Genomic DNA, 20,164 nt, shown 5'->3' on the forward strand with positions numbered 1-20,164 from the left:
TGTAAGCGTTCAGAAGCGTTTTGAAGAAGTAGACGTACTCGGATGCGTCATGCTTTGGAGCTGTTTGTATCTGCGTTTGTAGGTATGGATGGTTTCTGTGCATGGGGTGAGTGAGTATGAGAAGGGCATTCGGTGGATGCCTTGGCACTAGGAGGCGACGAAGGACGTAGCACGCTGCGATAAGCTGTGGGGAGCCGCGAGCAGGCATTGATCCGCAGATTTCCGAATGGGGCAACCCACCCAGCGATGGGTATCGTGATCTGAATACATAGGGTTACGAGGCGAACCCGGGGAACTGAAACATCTCAGTACCTGGAGGAAAAGACATCAATTGAGATTCTGCTAGTAGTGGCGAGCGAACGCGGAACAGGCCAGTCATTTTTGAAGAAGAAGCAGAACAGTCTGGAAAGGCTGACCACAGTGGGTGATAGTCCCGTATGTGTAGTGTCTTTGAGAATGCTTGAGTAGGGCGGGGCACGTGAAACCCTGTCTGAACATGGGGGGACCACCCTCCAAGCCTAAATACTCCCTAGTGACCGATAGCGAACAAGTACCGTGAGGGAAAGGTGAAAAGCACCCCGACGAGGGGAGTGAAAGAGACCTGAAACCGGATGCCTACAAGCAGTCGAAGCCTCTTATGGGGTGACGGCGTACCTTTTGTATAATGGGTCAGCGAGTTTCTGTTTGCAGCGAGCTTAAGCCGATAGGTGTAGGCGTAGCGAAAGCGAGTCTGAATAGGGCGCATAGTTGCTGGCAGAAGACCCGAAACCGAGTGATCTAGCCATGGCCAGGCTGAAGGTGCGGTAACACGCACTGGAGGGCCGAACCCACGCCTGTTGAAAAAGTCGGGGATGAGCTGTGGCTAGGGGTGAAAGGCCAATCAAACTCGGAGATAGCTGGTTCTCCGCGAAATCTATTGAGGTAGACCGTCAGGTGGTTACCCCGGGGGGTAGAGCACTGGATGGGCTAGGGGGGCCCAAAGCCTTACCAAACCCAACCAAACTCCGAATACCCGGAAGTATAGCCTGGCAGACAGACAGTGGGTGCTAAGGTCCATTGTCGAGAGGGAAACAGCCCAGACCACCAGCTAAGGCCCCCAAATCGTGGCTAAGTGGGAAAGGATGTGGGGATTCCATAACAACCAGGAGGTTGGCTTAGAAGCAGCCATCCTTTAAAGAAAGCGTAATAGCTCACTGGTCTAATAGAAACCCTGCGCCGAAAATGTAACGGGGCTCAAGCCACGTGCCGAAGCTGTGGGTGCATATCTATGATATGCGCGGTAGCGGAGCGTTCCGTAAGTCTGTGAAGGAGACGGGGTGACCCTCTCTGGAGATATCGGAAGTGCGAATGCTGACATGAGTAGCGACAAACAGTGCGAGAAACACTGTCGCCGAAAGTCCAAGGGTTCCTGCGCAAGGTTAATCCACGCAGGGTTAGTCGGCCCCTAAGGCGAGGGCGAGAGCCGTAGTCGATGGGAAACAGGTGAATATTCCTGTACCTGCCAGAAGTGACGAATGCGATATGTTGTCAGGTCTTAACGGATTGACCTGGCTTTTGGAGCATTCCAGGAAATAGCTCTGGCGTATAGACCGTACCCGAAACCGACACAGGTGGACTGGTAGAGAATACCAAGGCGCTTGAGAGAACGATGCTGAAGGAACTAGGCAAATTGCTCGTGTAACTTCGGGATAAGCGAGACCCGTTGGTGGGCAACCATTGGCGGGTGGCACAGACCAGGGGGTAGCGACTGTTTATTAAAAACACAGGACTCTGCGAAGTCGAAAGACGACGTATAGGGTCTGACGCCTGCCCGGTGCCGGAAGGTTAAGAGGAGGTGTGAGAGCGCTGAATTGAAGCCCCGGTAAACGGCGGCCGTAACTATAACGGTCCTAAGGTAGCGAAATTCCTTGTCGGGTAAGTTCCGACCTGCACGAATGGCGTAACGACTTCCCCGCTGTCTCCAGCATCGGCTCAGCGAAATTGAATTCCCCGTGAAGATGCGGGGTATCCGCGGTCAGACGGAAAGACCCTATGAACCTTTACTGCAGCTTTACAGTGGCATCAGAGACATTCTGTGTAGGATAGGTGGGAGGCTTTGAAGCAGGGGCGCCAGTTCCTGTGGAGCCATCCTTGAAATACCACCCTGAATTTTTCTGATGTCTAACCGTGGTCAGTTAGCCTGATCCGGGACCCTGTATGGTGGGCAGTTTGACTGGGGCGGTCGCCTCCCAAAGTGTAACGGAGGCGCGCGATGGTGGGCTCAGGCCGGTCGGAAACCGGCTGTTGAGTGCAATGGCATAAGCCCGCCTGACTGCGAGAGTGACAGCTCGAGCAGAGACGAAAGTCGGCCATAGTGATCCGGTGGTCCCGCGTGGAAGGGCCATCGCTCAACGGATAAAAGGTACTCTAGGGATAACAGGCTGATCTCCCCCAAGAGTCCACATCGACGGGGAGGTTTGGCACCTCGATGTCGGCTCATCACATCCTGGGGCTGGAGCAGGTCCCAAGGGTTCGGCTGTTCGCCGATTAAAGTGGTACGTGAGCTGGGTTTAGAACGTCGTGAGACAGTTCGGTCCCTATCTGCCGTGGATGTTGGAGACTTGAGAGGATTTGTCCCTAGTACGAGAGGACCGGGATGAACATACCTCTGGTGCACCGGTTGTCGCGCCAGCGGCACCGCCGGGTAGCTAAGTATGGAAGGGATAACCGCTGAAAGCATCTAAGCGGGAAACCCACCTCAAAACTAGGTCTCCCTGAGGGTCGTGGTAGACCACCACGTTAATAGGCCAGGTGTGAAAGCGTGGTAACACGTGCAGCTAACTGGTCCTAATCACCCAATAGGCTCACTCTCTTACTGTCCCCTTAAAAGGACAGCCCGTGCACAGAAATCATCCATATAACGCCTACTTCTTCATAACCAACCGTCCTCCACACACACCCTTACAGGGTGGACTGGATGACCTGGTGGCCATGGCGGGGAGAGATCCACCCGATCCCATCCCGAACTCGGCCGTGAAAACCCCCAGCGCCTATGATACTGTGGCTTAAGCCACGGGAAAGTCGGTCGCCGCCAGGTCTTCCAATCCACCCTACACAAATCTTACCCCTACAAATTTCAACACATCTTCAACCGCGGGGTGGAGCAGCCCGGTAGCTCGTCAGGCTCATAACCTGAAGGCCGCAGGTTCAAATCCTGCCCCCGCAACCACTTCCATCATAAATCTCTCATCATCAACTGCTGATCGCCATGAAATACGGGCTTATCAGACAGTTAGACGCGTCTCGACCCTCAAAAGCGGGTTGGGCAATCACCCGCGTCCATCCCACGCCATGGCCTACAGGGCCGCCTCAAATGGTTTCTCCGATCCGTTCAGAACGAAACTTGGAAACCAATGAGGAATATCATCATGCGTGATGACGCAGTGAGAATGCTGTCGGGGCCAAACCAGAGGGGCTGGTTGGCACGCAATACCAGATATGACCCGGAGACTGACCGTCTTCTGGTATGGAACATCATTACATGGAAATGGTGTCTGGCCACTACGGAAAATATCCTGGAACTCTGTCCGCTGTGCGTTCGGGGCTTCGGTGATCCAGACGGCATATGGAAGGATGCCCGGAGTAAGGCTGCCAGGCAGTCTTATGCTCCACGGCAATGCGGTGACGCTCCTGTTCATAGTGAAGCAAAGCGCAGGGAGTGGCTGAGGGAAAGCCGGAGATGGAAATGTATTCCAGAACGTATCGAAATTTTTAACATAATACAGGGCCGGTGGGTGGCGGTCACTCAGGAGAACCTGGCGGAGCATTACTCGCGTTCATATTGGGAGCCCATCGGGTTGGGTAGAGCGTGGGCAGAAATCGAGGCCGGGAGGGTTGCTGACCCCGAAACAGAATTGACGCTTCGTGAACATGCTGAATTTCTGGCCGAGCATCTGTTCGGGACACTGCGCAAAACGCCTGAAACTCCCGATGAGCGTATTTCGGTCATCGTAGAGGATTTTTATTCTGCACGGGAAGAGCAGGAGCAGCTGCTACCACCACCACCTCCTCCTCCTCCGCAGCTTCCGACATTCGAGGAGCGGCTGGACGCCCGGATGCCGGAAGTGCTCGAAGTCTGGGCTACCTCTCAAAAAGGCCACATTACCTCACGGTTGGTGGTCGAAGGTTTACTTCAGTATCAATGGCCATTGTCTACGATCCATCAACGGGCACTTGCCAAAGCCATGCGGCAAGCCGGATGGACATCGCGTAGAAATGCAAAAACGAGGTTCTGGGTTAAAAACGATTGAGGAAAATATCGCCCTTCCTCGTGAAAATATTCAGCGGGGAAGGGCCCTTAAGGGAGGGGAAGCAGATAGTCGGGTATCGGGATAAGAGTGACAGAAGCCAGCCATTCGCAGCATGCACGTTCATGACAGCTATCGACTCAACCCCCACCATTCAGAGGATCCGGCGTATCTGTCTGCTTCAACCAAAACCCGCCGTTCGGTTGCATGCGGCCCCTTACATTGGGATGGGCACCAGTTCCATCTACGCATTTCGCGTTTTTCATATGTTCTGATATTGCGCAGATAGGGGGTAATAAGTGATGGCCGACGAACTACTGTTTTATAATTACGACTTGTCGCGGGTTATCGAAAACCAGCAGGCAGAGCTGCTGAAAGAGTTCGATGCCATTGCGGACAGCCGGCTGCTCAATACCGATCTGGCCGAACTTCAGAGTTACGCGCAGCAGAAATATCAACTGGAAATGATCGAACTAGGCGAGCCGAGCGTCGATGAAGGCCGCACGAAGATGCAAGTCGGGCGGTCCGGTGGTTTCCACAGGGGCTACGACGACGACGGCTCCGTGTCGGTGGACGCTCAGCGCTACACGCTCGAAATACCTTTCACCGGCGACAAAGACTTGTTCTTCTGCCGGGGTTCCACCTTCACCATAAACCCACCGCGCGGGACAGTTAAAGAGACCGTCATCGCAACAACAATGGTGGAGCGCCAGCCCACCGCTGACCAGGTCAACGCCACGTTTGAGCGGTTCCTTAAGGACCTCGACAAGCATCTGGGCTGGTTGCGTCCCGCCGTGGTGCGCTGGAACGAATCCATCGCTGCGGTCGTCGATAGCCATGTAAAGGCTCGGCGCGCCCGCGCCGACCAGACCGGGGCCGTTGCGTCCGGACTCAAATTCGCCCTCAAGCAGCGCAATGACCGCGCTGCCACCTTCGCAGCACCAGTTACGGCCCGCAAGAAAATCGCCCCGCAGCTGCCGCAGGCACGACCGGTCGCGCGTCCTGAGCCAACCCTGAGCGATGCCATTTACCGCGATATCCTCGACACCTTGCAGCAGATGGCAGAAGTCATGGAACGTAGCCCCCATGCCTATGCCGACATGGATGAGGAAACGCTGCGCTTCCAGTTTCTCGTGCCGCTCAATGCAAAATTTGAAGGCGAGGCACGCGGAGAGGTCTTCAATTATGGCGGTAAAACCGACATCCTGATTACCTCGCAGGGGCGCAACATCTTCATCGGTGAATGCAAAATCTGGAAAGGCGCGAAAGCCTTGTCCGAAGCCATCGATCAGGTGCTGGGCTATCTCAGCTGGCGGGATACCAAGGCGGCGATTCTTCTATTCAACCGCAACCGTTCTTTTTCGGATGTGCTGGCGAAGATTCGTCCGACCATGGAGAAGCACCCGCAATGTACCAGCTTCGACGGCAAGCGTGGCGAAACGGAGTTTGCGTTCACGTTCGCGCGTGCCGATGACACAAGCCGTAAGCTTAAACTGACCTTACTTGCATTTGATGTGCCGGGACATGTCGAAGGCGGCCCATCCATGCGGCAGCTCTGATATGACCCCGAGACCGCAGGGGGATCCATAGAGATCGCCAGCAAAGATGTCTGCAGCGAGCCCATCAGCAAAGGTAGGGGAGCGATGGACACAGGTTATTTCCTGACGGAACACGTGCTTGGCGGGAACATCGGTTCACGCATTCGTAGCCCGACACCGGCTATCCCGCAATCGGCCCAAGTGGCAACAGCAGTTTGCGCTAGTCATGTCCGCTATGCGGAAAGCAATCTGAGCAGTTGCATGTTGGAGAAGAGGGCGACTACAGCCTGTCAGTTCTGTTTCTGCTGAAGCCGACAGGCTGTTTAGGAGGAAAGCGGACATATCCAGTCATCGCTCCTTCTACCACTTTGTGCTCTACTCTGTCGGTAAGTTTGGACGGGATGCGTTGGGCTATGACGTGACAATCCCAAGTTGAGCAATAGGACGATATCGGCACAATCAGTCATCCTTGTCGGCAACCCAGCGATGGTAACCGCACAGGCCTGAACCCTCTTCGTATTCTTCAAGCGTCAACGGTGCATGGCAAACCGTGCACTGGGCATCGTCCGGGATGTCGAAGCCGCAAAGGGCGCAACCACCCTCAGAGAATATATATGTTTCCTCACCGCATTTGGGACAACTTCCCACAGGAGGTTCGCCGCCCTGGGTTGCGGCGATATATGCTTCAGCGCCGTAGGCATCATCTATACCGGCAACCATGAGCGCGACGATGTCGGGCTCCTTTCCGCACGCCGAACACATGAACACAGCGCTATCCTGCGCGGTGTTGCCGTCGTCCAATTGTTTAATGAGTTTAGAACCGCAGTCAGTGCACGTAAATTCCTGCGAGGCCTCCCGCGCCCCCTCAGTCTTCCACTTTATAACCTGTAGGGTCGACCGGCAGGAATCCATCTCCTGCTGGAACAGTGTGTTGTTCTCCAGCAACGATTGCCAGCACTCTGTGCCCAGGGCATCCACCGGCTCTTCCTCTACCTGTCAGGTTGTGAGACGTCATTGGGATGATGTAGCGTGGGCGATACCGCGTTATGCTTCGTTGTTTTCTTCCGTTTGCAGGGAGACCGAATGATGCTTCAGATCCACCCACAGGCACGCACGACACCGGCTGTCCGGGCTGAGATAGCTCGTTCGTCAGAACCGACATCCGTGCTCGCCAGACGCTACGGGATCAGCGATGAAACAGTCCGTAAGTGGCGCAGGCGTGGTTCGGACGCCTGTCAGGACCGCAGCAGCCGTCCCTGGAGGCTGGCCTGGAAAGCCTCGGAGGAGGAGCGCGCCATTGTCTGTCAGCTTCGGCGTTCTACCGGTTTTGGTCTGGATGATCTGACCTTTGTCTTACGGCATTTCCTGCCGCATCTGAACCGGGACAATATCTGGCGGATACTGAAAGACGCCGGATTGAACAGGCTGCCTCCTGTTCCAAAGGCCGGACCAGTTCGGGGACAGGGAAAGTTCCGCGATTACGATCCCGGTTATGTCCATATCGATGTGAAACATCTGCCAAAATTACAGACAGCAGATGGGGACCGGCGGAAACGTTTTCTGTATGTCGCCATCGATCGCTGTTCCCGTTCAGTGCACCTGGCTGTTTATGACGCGGAAAATGCGGATAATTCCGTTGATTTCCTCAATGCCGTCAAATCGGCCTTTCCTTTCCGGATCACCCATATCCTGACCGATCGTGGCTCCTGCTTTACAGCGGACGCCTTCGAAAAAGCCTGTCATGACATGGGAATCGACCGACGCCGGACCAAGGCTTACTCCCCTCAGACCAATGGAATGGTGGAACGCTTCAATGGCCGTGTCGCTACAGAAGTACTGCAGGTCTGTGTCTCAAACCATGAAGATCTGGAAATTCTGCTCAGAGGCTTCTGTTTCGCCTACAATCATCGCCCGCAGCGTGTTCTGGGCGGCATCGCTCCCGCCCAATGCATCATCTCATGGCTTGAAAAACATCCCGCGTCACGTAATCAAGACTATATCAAACCGGCTGGTCGTGACATCATGAAACAGGTCGACGAAATCCTTGATTACGCCAATGACGTCTCACAACCTGACATCTACCACTACAGTTGCATTTTGTGTTGAGTTCTGAATCTATGGGTAACCATGATTCAGGATATGATGAGTGGCGGTACGTCTGTTGAAGAGACGCTGGAATTATGGGCGCGCTCGCTTCGGTCCGCCAAGGATCGGATGGCGCCGCTGTTCACGCAAAAACGTGTCGTAGATTCGGCCTGTGCTTTTCTTGATGTTTTGATTGGCAATGAACCACGCAAGACGGGATGGATGCGAGCGGAAGCCGCAGGAGATCCTGGTCCATGGCGGCAGCAGGCGCTTCTGGGACGCGGGCACTGGGATGCCGATGCCCTTCGTGACGTCGTCAGGGATTATGTGATTGAGCATCTGGGCACTGAAGAGGGCGTGCTGGTCATTGATGAGACCGGTTTTCTGAAGAAGGGTCAGGCGTCCTGCGGTGTGGGGCGGCAGTATACGGGATCTGCCGGCAAGATCACGAACTGCCAGATTGGTGTGTTTGGCGCTTATGTTTCGGAACGGGGGCATGCCTTTATTGACCGCGCCCTGTATCTCCCGAAAGACTGGACATCAAAGCCTGAGCGTCTGAAGCGGGCCCACGTTCCCGATGACGTGGTGTTTGCAACCAAACCGGCGTTAGCCTCGATGATGATTGAGCGAAGTATTGAGGCCGGTGTGCCGTTCCGCTGGGTTGCAGCAGACAGCGTGTATGGCGTGGGCGACGTAGAACGCACGCTTCGCCGGGCAGGAATTGGATATGTGCTTGGGGTCAAGGGCAATCACTGGTTCGGATCATGGGCAACGGAACCGCTGATTGCCGGAGAGGCGAAAGATATTGCAGCAGGACTGCCAGACCAGGCCTGGCGTCGTCTGTCAGCGGGGCACGGCACAAAAGGTGAGCGACTTTATGACTGGGCGTATCTTCCGCTTGCTGATCTGGATGCTGAAGAATTTGACTGCCCTATAGCCGGACCATGGACACGTGGCCTGTTGATCCGCCGAAACATCGCTGACGGGGACCTTGCCTATTTTACGACCTGGAGCCCGAAAGGGACAACCACGCAGGAACTGGTGAACGTTGAAGGGACGCGCTGGAGGATCGAAGAAGGGTTCGAGACGGCCAAAAACGAATTTGGTCTTGATCATAACGAGACCCGCTCCTGGCATGGTTGGCATCGGCATGTCTCTCTGGTCATGCTGGCCTATGCCGTCATGGCCAGTGTCCGTTACCAGGCAAACTCACTGAAACCGAAAAAAACACAACTCAGAACACGACAGTCCTTGTCCGCTGGTCCATTCAGGAGATCAGGCGCCTCGTCGTAAAACTTGCACAACGCAGACTACCCGTCTCTCACATCCTCAGATGGTCCGTCTTTCGACGAACGCATCAGGCCAGTGCTATCCGCGCTCACTCACGACACAAAATGCAACTGTAGTGCTACGTGTCAGGTTGTGAGACGTCATTGGCGTAATCAAGGATTTCGTCGACCTGTTTCATGATGTCACGACCAGCCGGTTTGATATAGTCTTGATTACGTGACGCGGGATGTTTTTCAAGCCATGAGATGATGCATTGGGCGGGAGCGATGCCGCCCAGAACACGCTGCGGGCGATGATTGTAGGCGAAACAGAAGCCTCTGAGCAGAATTTCCAGATCTTCATGGTTTGAGACACAGACCTGCAGTACTTCTGTAGCGACACGGCCATTGAAGCGTTCCACCATTCCATTGGTCTGAGGGGAGTAAGCCTTGGTCCGGCGTCGGTCGATTCCCATGTCATGACAGGCTTTTTCGAAGGCGTCCGCTGTAAAGCAGGAGCCACGATCGGTCAGGATATGGGTGATCCGGAAAGGAAAGGCCGATTTGACGGCATTGAGGAAATCAACGGAATTATCCGCATTTTCCGCGTCATAAACAGCCAGGTGCACTGAACGGGAACAGCGATCGATGGCGACATACAGAAAACGTTTCCGCCGGTCCCCATCTGCTGTCTGTAATTTTGGCAGATGTTTCACATCGATATGGACATAACCGGGATCGTAATCGCGGAACTTTCCCTGTCCCCGAACTGGTCCGGCCTTTGGAACAGGAGGCAGCCTGTTCAATCCGGCGTCTTTCAGTATCCGCCAGATATTGTCCCGGTTCAGATGCGGCAGGAAATGCCGTAAGACAAAGGTCAGATCATCCAGACCAAAACCGGTAGAACGCCGAAGCTGACAGACAATGGCGCGCTCCTCCTCCGAGGCTTTCCAGGCCAGCCTCCAGGGACGGCTGCTGCGGTCCTGACAGGCGTCCGAACCACGCCTGCGCCACTTGCGGACTGTTTCATCGCTGATCCCGTAGCGTCTGGCGAGCACGGATGTCGGTTCTGACGAACGAGCTATCTCAGCCCGGACAGCCGGTGTCGTGCGTGCCTGTGGGTGGATCTGAAGCATCATTCGGTCTCCCTGCAAACGGAAGAAAACAACGAAGCATAACGCGGTATCGCCCACGCTACATCATCCCAATGACGTCTCACAACCTGACAGCTACGGCGTGTCGTCAGTTAAGCCCTGAGTGTGGCACGTGAGGGTTGTAGTTTGTGTCTGCGTGTGCTGACTGTTTTCCCGTTTTTTGGAGGAGACAGAGAGATGCGGCGCTATAGTTTACGCGATGACCAGTGGGAGCGGATAAAGGATCTTCTTCCCGGTCGAGAAGGCTATGTCGGCGGCACTGCGGCGGACAACCGTCTGTTCGTGGAGGCGGTGCTGTATCGCTATCGCGCGGGCATTCCATGGCGCGACCTTCCTGCCCGTTTCGGGGACTGGAAAAACGTGCACCGGCGTCTGCGCCGCTGGTGTGAAAGCGGCGTCATCGAACGGATATTTCGTTATCTGGCCGCTGATCACGACAACGAATACATGATGATCGACAGCACAATTGTCCGGGCGCATCAGCATAGTGCAGGAGCTCTCAAAAAAGGGGTACGGATCAGGCCATCGGACGATCACGAGGCGGGTTGACTACAAAGATCCATGCCATCTGCGACGCTCTGGGCAATCCGGTGGAACTCGGCATCACACCGGGACAGGATGCCGATATCACCCAGGCGGAACCGCTTCTGGAAAACATCGACCCGGAGGCTTTCCTTGCTGACAAGGCGTATGACGCGGACAGGTTGATCGATCGGCTGATACAGCGCGGGATTACCCCGGTCATCCCGCCAAAACGCAGCAGAACGACACGACGGAAAACCGATTTTTCTCTCTACCGCGAACGGAACCTTGTTGAGAGGTTCTTCAATAAACTCAAGCAGTTTCGCGCTATCGCAACCCGCTACGATAAACTGAAATCGACCTTCCTCGCAGCCGTGCAGTTCGCCTCAATCATCATCCTGCTTAACTGACGACACGCTGTAGATGACTGGTCGGAATTTGCTGGCAACATTTCAGGCGGCACGCGCAAAGCACAGGATTTTGCCGGGCAGGTTGCCATTGAAGTAGATTTGGACTGGGAAAAGATACTGAATATTCCAGATTTCACCACCACAATCACGGCGGTGCAACGTCACGGTAGAAGGCTTTCAACAGATGCCCTGCAAGATGGGGTGGTGAACCCTCAGCAGATTTATGGTGGGGGCGGTAATGTGCTCATACACCTTGTATATTTCTATGCACAAAAAAAATGGTTACATGAAAGGATCATTCTGACTGCGGGCCGTTATGCACCAGGACCAGACTTTGATTCCAGCCCATTGCAATGTTTGGTGATGGGGCAAGCAACATGTAGTCAGCCCCGTGCCACCACGTTAACAGACGGGTATTCCTCTTGGCCCGGAACAGTTTGGTCTATGGTTCTGCGCGTGAGACCAACTAAGCCGACCTACATTACATTAGGTGCTTATGAAACCAGCCCGCTCAAAGGTGGAACAGCCGGCACGGATTGGGGAGGAGATCATATAACCGGTGCTACGCTGGCGATTGGTGGCGGGTATGAACCGGTATTTGGCGCTCATAAACTGAATGGTCACTATAAGATCGGCATGTTGTGGGATACCTCGCGGCACGCTTACAATGAAGTAGACACAGATGCGCCCACTCGTTGGCGGCATGGACAGATGATTAGCTACATTGCCTTTGACCAGATGCTTATGCGGAATGGCCAATATTCAGATAGTGGGCTTATCATTCTGGGTGGTTATACGCATGTTACTTCTGGAATATCAGTTATTTCAGACCAAGCTTACGTAGGGATTGAGGATATTGGTCAGTTTGCTGGCCGCCCGCGTGATGCATTGGGGTTAACATGGTCTGCATTACGATATGGGCCAAATATTAAATCCATATGGCAACCCGAACATGGCGCAATTCTGCTAGATCCACTCGCGCCGGATAGACCACTTTTGGCAAGCCGGGAATCAATATTTGATGCGACTTACAACGTTCATGTTGGTGACGGCATCGATATTGCTCCAGATTTTCAGTATTTTTGGCGCCCAGGAGGCTCTGGGCGTGTAAAGAATGCTGCAATATTGGGGATAAACGCTCATGTAACTTTATAAATATTTGGGCACATAATCTTACACAATATAAAGGAAAAGAAATGGGTAAATTTTCACAAAGAGCAAACTTTTAAATATGTAATGAGTTTTGTGTGGTTGTCATTGAACTTCCATACAAGTGTTTTGGTTTTGGCATCTTTTAGAAGAAGAATACTCATGTCTATGAAACCAAATGTATTGGTTCCCTCCTTTGCTGCACTAAGACCGCGTTACGTGCCTTTATGGCTTTTATGGGCATCGCTGGCTGTTTCTATCTGCGCAATGGCTTATTCATCTTTTATTGTGCCTATTATTCCTGATTTTGCGCGCTTATCCACAATAGGGCTGGACTTTATTGCATTAGGTATAGCCGTTTCTGTTATGCCCAAAAATTTTGTAATTGGTTTTTTGGCCTCCTTGCTGCCTTTCATAATCAGTTGGCGTGTTGCTGCCATACATGGTTCGTTTCCAGGTATGGCAAGTTCCACAATCGTGTTTTTAATCTATCTGGCGCTTTATATTGACTGCATGATGCATGACTGGATGCAGTATCGTCTCTCTGGATGGAATGGTCATCTGCAGTGGCAAGTTGCAACAATACGCATCTATTTTGGTTTTGATATGGTCGGGCATTTTGCAGAAAAGCTTTTTGCAGGAGCAGAGTCTTTTTATCATATGTCTCAGGTTTTTATTGGTTTTGGCCTATCCTCTGGGGGTTTTTGTGTAATTGTTGCGGGCTTGTGTGAGCTAGCAATAGCCATTGGCGTTGGTATGGGGTTTCTTACTCGGTTGGCCGGTATTGGTGCTGCGCTTTATTATATTATCGCCAATCAGTACGGTCGGCATTTTGAGGATGGATTTACGTGGAATAATCTACCAGTTGGTGGTTGGGAATATCCAATGCTCATGATCGTATTTTTTGCAAGTTTTGTTATTGCAGGGGCAGGGAAGTTCTCCATTGATGGATGGCTTATCGCGCACGGCCGGATGCCGCAATTTCTGAGACCATTTTGTGTGTCAACTCGACCAGATTATGTGACGGCCGAAAAATGAACTGGCTACACGTTACCACCAGAAAGAGATATTTTGGGAAATATTACACAGGACATGCATGTAATGTTCCGAAATAAAAATATAATAAACCACATTAAAATAATCAAATATATGTGAATAAGAAAATAAATATTACATTTATTATTTATACTGTTGTAAATTATTACTCGATATGATGATTCTCATGTCAAGTTATGTGGTGAAAGGCGTTTACATTCTTTGGTATTTTGCTGGGGATAATAAACGTCACGATGGGTCAATAATAACACTTCCAATAAGGTACCCTTGGCAATGAAAAAGATACTTGCAGCGTTTGCATCTACTGCGTTGTGTGCATCTACTGCGTTTGCTCAATCTGCATCCACAGCACCGCAGCTTAATATTACAACAGAGGCAGCGTTGGATATGGCGCATTATGCAGTTGGTTTGGCTGAAAGCCGACACCTTAAGCTATGCGTTGCAATTGAAGATACAGATGGCAATCTTGTTGCTTTTATCCGTATGCAGGGAGCATATGCCGGATGCGTAGAAGCTTCGATTGCCAAAGCTAAATCGGCTGCACGATTTGCACGCAATACTATGGAATTTTTTGAAGCAGCGCGTGCACAAAATCTTCCTATTGGTTTTGTTCCTGGCATTTTGCCATCTGCTGGCGGTGCAGTCTTTAAACAGGGCGATACTGTAGTTGGCAGCATTGGTACAAGTGGCGATACCAATGAAGCAGAACAGGCTCTTGTTGTCGATACAGCCAAGCATTTTCGTTAATGTGTCTTCCTGAAAATACAAGTTGTTAAAACAGCTTTAGGATAAGATATCAGATGAAACGTGCATATTTGGGGCCATTGGCCATTTTGGCATGCTTGTCTACAGTAACCGTGGCACATGCAGATGACAGCAAGATACTCACGCGTGATGTGCTGAGTAATGCTGGTGCAAAAAGCCTGCTTAACGCAGCTGAGGCAGAAGCCAAACAACGCGGCATGAAGGTAAGCATTGCTGTTGTTGATGGATCGGGCAGACTGCTTGCATTTACCCGGATGGATGATTCTCAATCCGGAACCGATGAAACTGCCATCAAGAAAGCACGCACAGCAGCACTATATCATTCACGAGGAAAAGTTCTTGCTGAGCGTGTCAGTCAAAATCAGGCATTTTTAACAACATTGCCGGGCATTACTGCAGTGCCAGGGTCTGCTCCTGTTATGAATGGCCAATACCTTATTGGTGCTGTGGGCGTGAGTGGTGCAACGGATGATTTAGATGATGCGGTTGCAACAGATACCGCTTCGGCCTTCCATCCCTAAAGTGTGAGGGCAGGGCAAGATTTCGAGACATCTAGATCTTGCCCATACCTGATACACTAATCTGATTTAATGATGGGTTGGTCTTACGGCCACAACTTCAATTTCAATCAACCATCCGGGATTAGCAAGCTGCGCTACGGCAAAGGCTGAACGCACAGGTAAGTTAGGTTGTGCTTTTGTGCCAAAGAATTTTTTGTAACCATCCATCATTCCTGCAAAATCCAGTTTCTTGGTTTGGGCATCGGCTACCATAAAAATATGCATCTGCACGATATCGCCCATGGTTAGCCCCATGCCTTTGAGTGTTTCCTCTATTCGTTTAAGTGAGCCTTCCGTTTGGGTTGCCATGTTACCGTAAGCTTCCAGAGATTTCGCAGGTGCCTGAGGGTTGATTACGGGAGCGCCCATACCACTCAGATAGATGGTGGAATATCCGGCTGGTACTTCAATTGCAGAGGCAATAGGAAAAGTCGCTTCGTTATGCCGTATAATATCGCTTTGGGCATATGCTGGTGCCGCTGATCCCATTGCTACAAAAACTGTTGTCGCAAGTAAGGTTGAAACCCCGAATAATTTGAAGAAACGCATGAACTTATTGCTCCTCTGCAGTCAGGTGAGGGCGCATGAGTGCCACTTCCGACGGGTTAAGTTTATCTTTGTAATTATTGCCAAAATGCGTGCGAATATAATCCACCACATCCGCAATTTGTTTGTCATTTAACAAGCCCGCAAACCAAGGCATGGCTCCGTAACCGTTAAGGATAACCGTGGCAGGGTAGCTTGCAACCTGTAAATGGGAATTATGCGCCAAGGCAGGAATTTGCGCCCCGGCTCCAACAGCACCCTGTCCATCGGGCATATGGCAGCTCTGGCAGATATGGCGATAAATAGCCTCACCTGATGGTAAGTCTTCCATTTTGCCGGATATGGCGCTTGCACTATCTGCCCGCGCCCAACCACAAGGCACAAGAATGCTCACCAGTGCCGAAACAAGAAGAAATTTACGCATCAGGCGGCTCCCAGTGCTCGTTTGTGCAAACGTGTGACGGCATCCAGCGCGGAAAGAATAGCCCCTTCTTGCCAGCATCCTACGTAAGAGGCATGTTCTCCGGCCAGAACAATCCTCTGGTCAATCGAACATAGGGTTTTGTAATGGGTTTTGCGGGCTTCTTCACTCCACATAGAACAGCACCCCAATGTCCAAGGTACGCGGCTCCAGGCAAAACTCACGCCATTAAGGAATTCCTTGCGGTATTGTGGATGAAAGGCCAGCCCCTGTTTTATGCCTTCTTCAAGTCTTTCTTGTGGTGTCATGCCGGCAAAGTCATATGCTGCTGGGCCAAACATATACCCTCCTAACAGCACGGCTGGTCCTTTGGAAAAAATACCGTGGCTTGGATAGGAAATCTGGCTGATCGGTTGATCGGTAAAGCTGATACCGCCGTAAATCTGGTCATCTTCCTCCCAAAAACGCCGTTTGAACTCCAGACCAAGTTTGACGGAAGATGCGTAAGGCACAGCGCCTATGGCTGCTTTCATGCCAGCACTTACCTGCACATCCAGTTGTGACAGAATGGAAAGGGGGATGGTGCATACACAATAATCTGCCTTGGCTTGCCTTACCGCACCAGCGTGCTGCATATCGTTATAGGTTACAGTAACGCCATTAACGTCTTGATGAATGGCTGTAACCTTGCATTGAAGTTGCAGTAAATCCCGCACCTGCTTGGTAAATGCCTTGCCAATATTATCCATGCCCCCAACAGGTTGGAACATGGTTGTCTGCATATCCAGCCGCTCATGGAATGCCATCCAGTTCCACATGCCGGATTTCCAAATTTCGTTTCGCTGCATCAGATCAGAGGGAACCGGGGCACCATTCAAGCCACCACCCTGCGGTTTTTCAAACCCACGGCGTAAGGAGCTGGTATTCCCCTTAGTATAAGCCAATTCAGGTGTAAGTGCGCCCCAGCCACGCATGGCCTCTTTAAGGTGGGCAACCTCATCCGTGCTAACCAGATCATCCAGCTTGTGTTGATCTACTGCCTTGGCCAGCAGTTCTGCTGTAAATCCATTAAAATCAGCCGCCAATTCCCGGTAGCGCACAGCTTTGCCACCAAAAGAGCCCGTTGAATGAAGCCAGCTGTTATGATTGAGCTCAATAAATGGTTCAAGCTGCACACCAAATTCGCGGCAGTAGTGCAAAAGTCCTTGATGGTGGTAGGGAATACGCCACGGGCCTGGATTAATATAATTCCCTGAAGCAAAACCAACCTTTTGCGTTGCTCCCCCCAGTTCTGTTACTGTATCTCCCCCACGCAGGCTGATATTACGACCACCACTACGTGATTGAAATTCAAGGATTTTAACATTGTATCCTGCCTTTCGTAGTTCGTAGGCGCTCAACATACCCGCAAGGCCAGCCCCCAGAACCAGAACTGATGTTCCTTTTTTTGTCCCTGATAGTTTGGGCGGGCCAGAAAAATCTGTTCCCATGGCATGACCCATGCTGGTCATGGCCTGATAAAGTGCAGCACTTCCTGCTACCATGCCAATGCGGCTCAACAGTTGCCGCCGTGTTTGCGAAGGGGTGCGTGATGGACTTGCCATTGAGTATTCCTGCTTTTTACTCATGGTCCCTTACAAAAAGAACCGGTAAAAATGCAGAACGTTTAAAATTAAACGCTCTGCATTACTTATTTTAGAAATCTGCGTTCAGGCGGCCATAGTAGTAGGCACCTGTAATTGGTACCTGCAGTGAGAACTGGTCATATGGTTGTGCACCGCGCGAATTATTGATCTGCGCAACAATACGGGGCCGAACATTGGCAATATTGTTGACGCCAACAGCCATGTGCCAGTTCTTGTTAAAGCGGTATCCAATTTCAATATCGGTCATCCAACGTGGCGTGTTTTTAAACTGGCTAAAGCACGTGTTGGAGTAAGCCAGATTTCCACCTCCAGAGCAGGGCGTGTTCTGGTTTTGCCAGTCGTAATAGGTCAGCATGGAGGTTGTTTCACCATACCGGGTTTCTCGTACGTTAAAGTCCCAGTTTTTGTAATGGTAAAATGCGTTCAGAATAATTTTACTACGTGGGTAGGCAGTCGTGATGTAGGCAATGTTTTGTGCATTCAGCAAGGAATTGCCATTTGTATCCAGAGCATTGTGGTGCAGGCGCGTGCGATTGAGATCTAGCGCCAGTGTTAAAGCCAGAGTGCCTGCTTTACGAAAACGGAACGTATAGTCTGCTTTGATATCCAGCCCCTGAGTACGCGTGCTGGCACCATTGGTCATGTAATATGCAGATACGTTGTCTGCAATCAGACCATTGGAAGGTAGCAGATAACCAAGTTGTTCAATGGCCGAAATGGCCGATGCGCCTTTAACCGTGCCACCGCCCACAATACGATCTCGCAGGTTGATCTGATAAACATCCGCTTCAACATGGAAGCCTTCAACAGGTTCAACAACAATGCCACCACTGGCACTGACAGAACGTTCAGGCTTGAGTTTGCTAGCCCCCAAAGTACGGGCTGCTTCGGAATCAACCGGCAACAGGCCGGATGCTCCGTTTGGATCCACGTTCATGGCGGAATAATGCTGCTCTGGCAGGGTAGGGGCACGAAAACCGGTGCTGATGGTTCCGCGCACACCAATGCGTCGGGTTATATCATACCGCGTAGAAACCTTGCCGTTTTCGGTATTTCCAACGTCTGTATAGTGCTCGAAACGCCCAGCAAAATCCAGATCCCAGTTTTTAAGCGGGTGGAAATCACCATCCACATAAGCGGCCCAGATATCACGGCTCCAACTACCTGCGCTTTGTGGCCCAATACCGGCGTAACCTTGTGTTCCTCCCAGAATATAGGATGCGGCATTGCCAGCTTTTAGATCATATGTTTCCAGCCGGTGTTCGCCGCCAAATGCCAGCAGCATGGGAACTTTCTGGGCAATATTAAAATGCCTCCGAAAGTCCAGATTATTGGTCCACTGTGCCAACCTGTATGTTTCAGCTCGAACTGTTGTTGGGGTCCAGCCACAACCAAGGGATGAGTAGTTGGAAGATGTTGGATCTGAAGAACAATCAGAAGACAGCATACCCGTATTGGCTGTATTTTTATTGCCAATTTTAGTTTCATCTGCACCATAAGTGGTGCTTAGATCCCAATCAAAACCAAAAAAGTTATCACCTTTAAGGCCAAGGGTTGCCGCGTAATCATCTTCCCGAATGGTTTCGAGAGGTGAAAAGCCGTAAGGATAATAAGAGGGTGCTATGGTTGGAATACGATAGTTTTCGTAGGCTTCGCCATAGCGATGCGCGTAGGTGATCAAACCATAAAAGTTGATGCCATCGGTAATTTTCTTCCCAAAATCAATGGCAAGGTTTTCCCGTGTTTCCTCTGGTGTGCTCATGATCTTGTTGGAATCCAACGGCACATTCATGGCGTTGGGCACGATACCATTATAATAGCCCGTCGTTGTTGCCCCTTCAGGCCATGACCCTAAAAGGCGATGATCTTTTGTTTTTACAACGTAATGATCTGTGTGCGTGATCTGGCCGGATATATGGATGTATCCATCTTCACCCAGCTTCAGGCCACCATCTGCATTTAATTGGTACTGCCAGCCATCACCATTATAAGCATTGGCGCCTGTCTGGGCAGACATATGCAGGCCGTGATCTTCCTTTTTTGTAATAATGTTTACAACACCCGCAATGGCATCTGAACCGTACATGGCGGCTGCGCCATCTTCCAATACTTCAATATGATCAATAGCATTTGCCGGAATCATGTTCAGATCAACGCCGGTTGAACCAAACTGCGGTCCGGCATCGGCAACAATATTTGCGGTTGAATGACGGCGCTTGCCATCAACCAGTACCAGTACTTCGTTCGGGTTAAGCCCGCGCATCTGAATGGAGGACGTAAGGGCGGCACTATCTGCGGCCATAGCCTGCACGTTAATGGAAGCATAAGTGCGGACCAATGAATCTGCTAAGTTGACCTGCCCTGAACGGCGCAAAGTTGCTGCCGATACAACTGTAACGGGAGATGTGCTCTGCCGTGCCTTGCGGTTGGTTGAATGGGTGCCGGTTGAAACATTTACGGTTTCTACATCCGTAGCATATAGAGCTTTTGTATTATTTTTTTTATGGCTGGCTGTTGCTGCCGGGGGAGCTGTAGTTTGAGCAACTGATTTACCAGCTACACTCCCAGCATGCTGATGTGAAACTTTACGGTGTGTAGCTGTTGTTTCGGTTGTTTCTGCAACTGAAAGTGAAGGCAAAACGGTGCAGAGTGTGGTGGCAAGAAGGGAAAAGCGTCTGGCTAATCGCATGTTTCATGTCCCACTGATGAAGCGTTATTGCTTTCACAGCCGTAAACTATTACGTTCAAGAAACGATAT

At 51.4% G+C, this 20,164-nt stretch carries 15 protein-coding genes, 1 tRNA gene and 2 rRNA genes; 12 read left to right on the plus strand and 6 right to left on the minus strand.

What is annotated here, in order from left to right; all coding sequences use genetic code 11:
* Nucleotides 1-108: 108 nt before the first annotated feature.
* From QQM41_RS12295 to QQM41_RS12315, 5 genes are all read left to right on the plus strand, one after another.
* A 23S ribosomal RNA gene (locus QQM41_RS12295) occupies nt 109-2,851 on the plus strand.
* Between the two features lie 109 nt (nt 2,852-2,960).
* Nucleotides 2,961-3,076, plus strand: a 5S ribosomal RNA gene (rrf, locus tag QQM41_RS12300).
* Between the two features lie 55 nt (nt 3,077-3,131).
* Nucleotides 3,132-3,208 (plus strand) — tRNA-Met (locus QQM41_RS12305).
* A gap of 199 nt (nt 3,209-3,407) precedes the next feature.
* Complete coding sequence (locus tag QQM41_RS12310; protein WP_339077306.1) at nt 3,408-4,289, plus strand: hypothetical protein; 882 nt, start codon at nt 3,408-3,410, stop codon at nt 4,287-4,289.
* 299 nt (nt 4,290-4,588) lie between these two features.
* On the plus strand, nt 4,589-5,845 hold the full coding sequence (locus QQM41_RS12315; protein WP_339077307.1) for a hypothetical protein: 1,257 nt from the start codon (nt 4,589-4,591) through the stop codon (nt 5,843-5,845).
* 438 nt (nt 5,846-6,283) lie between these two features.
* Here QQM41_RS12315 and QQM41_RS12320 read toward each other — a convergent pair whose 3' ends face one another.
* The gene (locus QQM41_RS12320; protein WP_339077308.1) at nt 6,284-6,802 is read right to left on the minus strand and encodes a hypothetical protein; all 519 of its coding nucleotides are present in this window, start codon (nt 6,800-6,802) and stop codon (nt 6,284-6,286) included.
* A 108-nt stretch (nt 6,803-6,910) separates the two neighbouring features.
* Here QQM41_RS12320 and QQM41_RS12325 point away from each other — a divergent pair, with 108 nt between their 5' ends.
* Nucleotides 6,911-7,930 (plus strand): IS481 family transposase, encoded by a 1,020-nt coding sequence (locus tag QQM41_RS12325; protein WP_339078120.1) that lies wholly within the window; start codon nt 6,911-6,913, stop codon nt 7,928-7,930.
* A 21-nt stretch (nt 7,931-7,951) separates the two neighbouring features.
* The gene (locus QQM41_RS12330) at nt 7,952-9,202 is read left to right on the plus strand and encodes an IS701-like element IS1452 family transposase (RefSeq protein ID WP_012812328.1); all 1,251 of its coding nucleotides are present in this window, start codon (nt 7,952-7,954) and stop codon (nt 9,200-9,202) included.
* 115 nt (nt 9,203-9,317) lie between these two features.
* Here the strand turns inward: QQM41_RS12330 and QQM41_RS12335 are convergent, their stop codons facing one another.
* On the minus strand, nt 9,318-10,313 hold the full coding sequence (locus QQM41_RS12335; protein WP_087652154.1) for an IS481 family transposase: 996 nt from the start codon (nt 10,311-10,313) through the stop codon (nt 9,318-9,320).
* Between the two features lie 195 nt (nt 10,314-10,508).
* Here QQM41_RS12335 and QQM41_RS12340 point away from each other — a divergent pair.
* The 5 genes from QQM41_RS12340 (at nt 10,509) to QQM41_RS12360 (ending at nt 14,754) form a co-directional block, all read left to right on the plus strand.
* A protein-coding gene (locus tag QQM41_RS12340; RefSeq protein WP_088365012.1) for an IS5 family transposase occupies nt 10,509-11,263 on the plus strand; the annotation gives its coding sequence in 2 pieces (ribosomal slippage) (nt 10,509-10,839 and nt 10,839-11,263; 756 coding nt in all).
* A gap of 99 nt (nt 11,264-11,362) precedes the next feature.
* The gene (locus tag QQM41_RS12345) at nt 11,363-12,418 is read left to right on the plus strand and encodes a carbohydrate porin (RefSeq protein WP_408874566.1); all 1,056 of its coding nucleotides are present in this window, start codon (nt 11,363-11,365) and stop codon (nt 12,416-12,418) included.
* Nucleotides 12,419-12,574: 156 nt separating this feature from the next.
* The gene (locus QQM41_RS12350; RefSeq protein ID WP_339077309.1) at nt 12,575-13,450 is read left to right on the plus strand and encodes a DoxX family protein; all 876 of its coding nucleotides are present in this window, start codon (nt 12,575-12,577) and stop codon (nt 13,448-13,450) included.
* Between the two features lie 291 nt (nt 13,451-13,741).
* The gene (locus QQM41_RS12355) at nt 13,742-14,215 is read left to right on the plus strand and encodes a heme-binding protein (RefSeq protein ID WP_339077310.1); all 474 of its coding nucleotides are present in this window, start codon (nt 13,742-13,744) and stop codon (nt 14,213-14,215) included.
* 53 nt (nt 14,216-14,268) lie between these two features.
* Entirely contained in the window at nt 14,269-14,754 is a 486-nt protein-coding gene (locus QQM41_RS12360; protein WP_339077311.1) for a heme-binding protein, read from the plus strand.
* 66 nt (nt 14,755-14,820) lie between these two features.
* On the opposite strand, the gene QQM41_RS12365 is transcribed toward QQM41_RS12360, so the two are convergent.
* The 4 genes from QQM41_RS12365 to QQM41_RS12380 form a co-directional block, all read right to left on the minus strand.
* Nucleotides 14,821-15,342 carry a RidA family protein gene (locus QQM41_RS12365; RefSeq protein WP_339077312.1) on the minus strand — a complete coding sequence of 174 codons (522 nt, stop codon included), beginning with the start codon at nt 15,340-15,342 and terminating at the stop codon, nt 14,821-14,823.
* Nucleotides 15,343-15,346: 4 nt separating this feature from the next.
* A complete protein-coding gene (locus QQM41_RS12370) occupies nt 15,347-15,763 on the minus strand; it encodes a cytochrome c (protein WP_050819849.1) in 417 nt (138 codons plus the stop codon).
* Nucleotides 15,763-17,364 (minus strand): flavin monoamine oxidase family protein, encoded by a 1,602-nt coding sequence (locus QQM41_RS12375; protein ID WP_128105363.1) that lies wholly within the window; start codon nt 17,362-17,364, stop codon nt 15,763-15,765. Before QQM41_RS12375 ends, QQM41_RS12370 begins: the two co-directional genes overlap by 1 nt.
* A gap of 91 nt (nt 17,365-17,455) precedes the next feature.
* Nucleotides 17,456-20,095 (minus strand): TonB-dependent siderophore receptor, encoded by a 2,640-nt coding sequence (locus tag QQM41_RS12380; RefSeq protein WP_050819847.1) that lies wholly within the window; start codon nt 20,093-20,095, stop codon nt 17,456-17,458.
* Between the last annotated feature and the right edge of the window lie 69 nt (nt 20,096-20,164).

Origin of the sequence: Acetobacter sp. AC2005 (assembly GCF_037901235.1) — a bacterium.
Lineage (GTDB): Bacteria > Pseudomonadota > Alphaproteobacteria > Acetobacterales > Acetobacteraceae > Acetobacter > Acetobacter oryzoeni.

What these genes read in the sequence shown, in the direction of transcription:
- QQM41_RS12355 (WP_339077310.1), top strand. Translation starts at nt 13,742, where the DNA reads ATGAAAAAGATACTTGCAGCGTTTGCATCTACTGCGTTGTGTGCATCT.
- QQM41_RS12380 (WP_050819847.1), bottom strand. Translation starts at nt 20,095, where the DNA reads ATGCGATTAGCCAGACGCTTTTCCCTTCTTGCCACCACACTCTGCACC.
- QQM41_RS12325 (WP_339078120.1), top strand. Translation starts at nt 6,911, where the DNA reads ATGCTTCAGATCCACCCACAGGCACGCACGACACCGGCTGTCCGGGCT.
- QQM41_RS12370 (WP_050819849.1), bottom strand. Translation starts at nt 15,763, where the DNA reads ATGCGTAAATTTCTTCTTGTTTCGGCACTGGTGAGCATTCTTGTGCCT.
- QQM41_RS12310 (WP_339077306.1), top strand. Translation starts at nt 3,408, where the DNA reads ATGCGTGATGACGCAGTGAGAATGCTGTCGGGGCCAAACCAGAGGGGC.
- QQM41_RS12360 (WP_339077311.1), top strand. Translation starts at nt 14,269, where the DNA reads ATGAAACGTGCATATTTGGGGCCATTGGCCATTTTGGCATGCTTGTCT.
- QQM41_RS12365 (WP_339077312.1), bottom strand. Translation starts at nt 15,342, where the DNA reads ATGCGTTTCTTCAAATTATTCGGGGTTTCAACCTTACTTGCGACAACA.
- QQM41_RS12375 (WP_128105363.1), bottom strand. Translation starts at nt 17,364, where the DNA reads ATGGCAAGTCCATCACGCACCCCTTCGCAAACACGGCGGCAACTGTTG.
- QQM41_RS12335 (WP_087652154.1), bottom strand. Translation starts at nt 10,313, where the DNA reads ATGCTTCAGATCCACCCACAGGCACGCACGACACCGGCTGTCCGGGCT.
- QQM41_RS12330 (WP_012812328.1), top strand. Translation starts at nt 7,952, where the DNA reads ATGATTCAGGATATGATGAGTGGCGGTACGTCTGTTGAAGAGACGCTG.
- QQM41_RS12350 (WP_339077309.1), top strand. Translation starts at nt 12,575, where the DNA reads ATGTCTATGAAACCAAATGTATTGGTTCCCTCCTTTGCTGCACTAAGA.
- QQM41_RS12315 (WP_339077307.1), top strand. Translation starts at nt 4,589, where the DNA reads ATGGCCGACGAACTACTGTTTTATAATTACGACTTGTCGCGGGTTATC.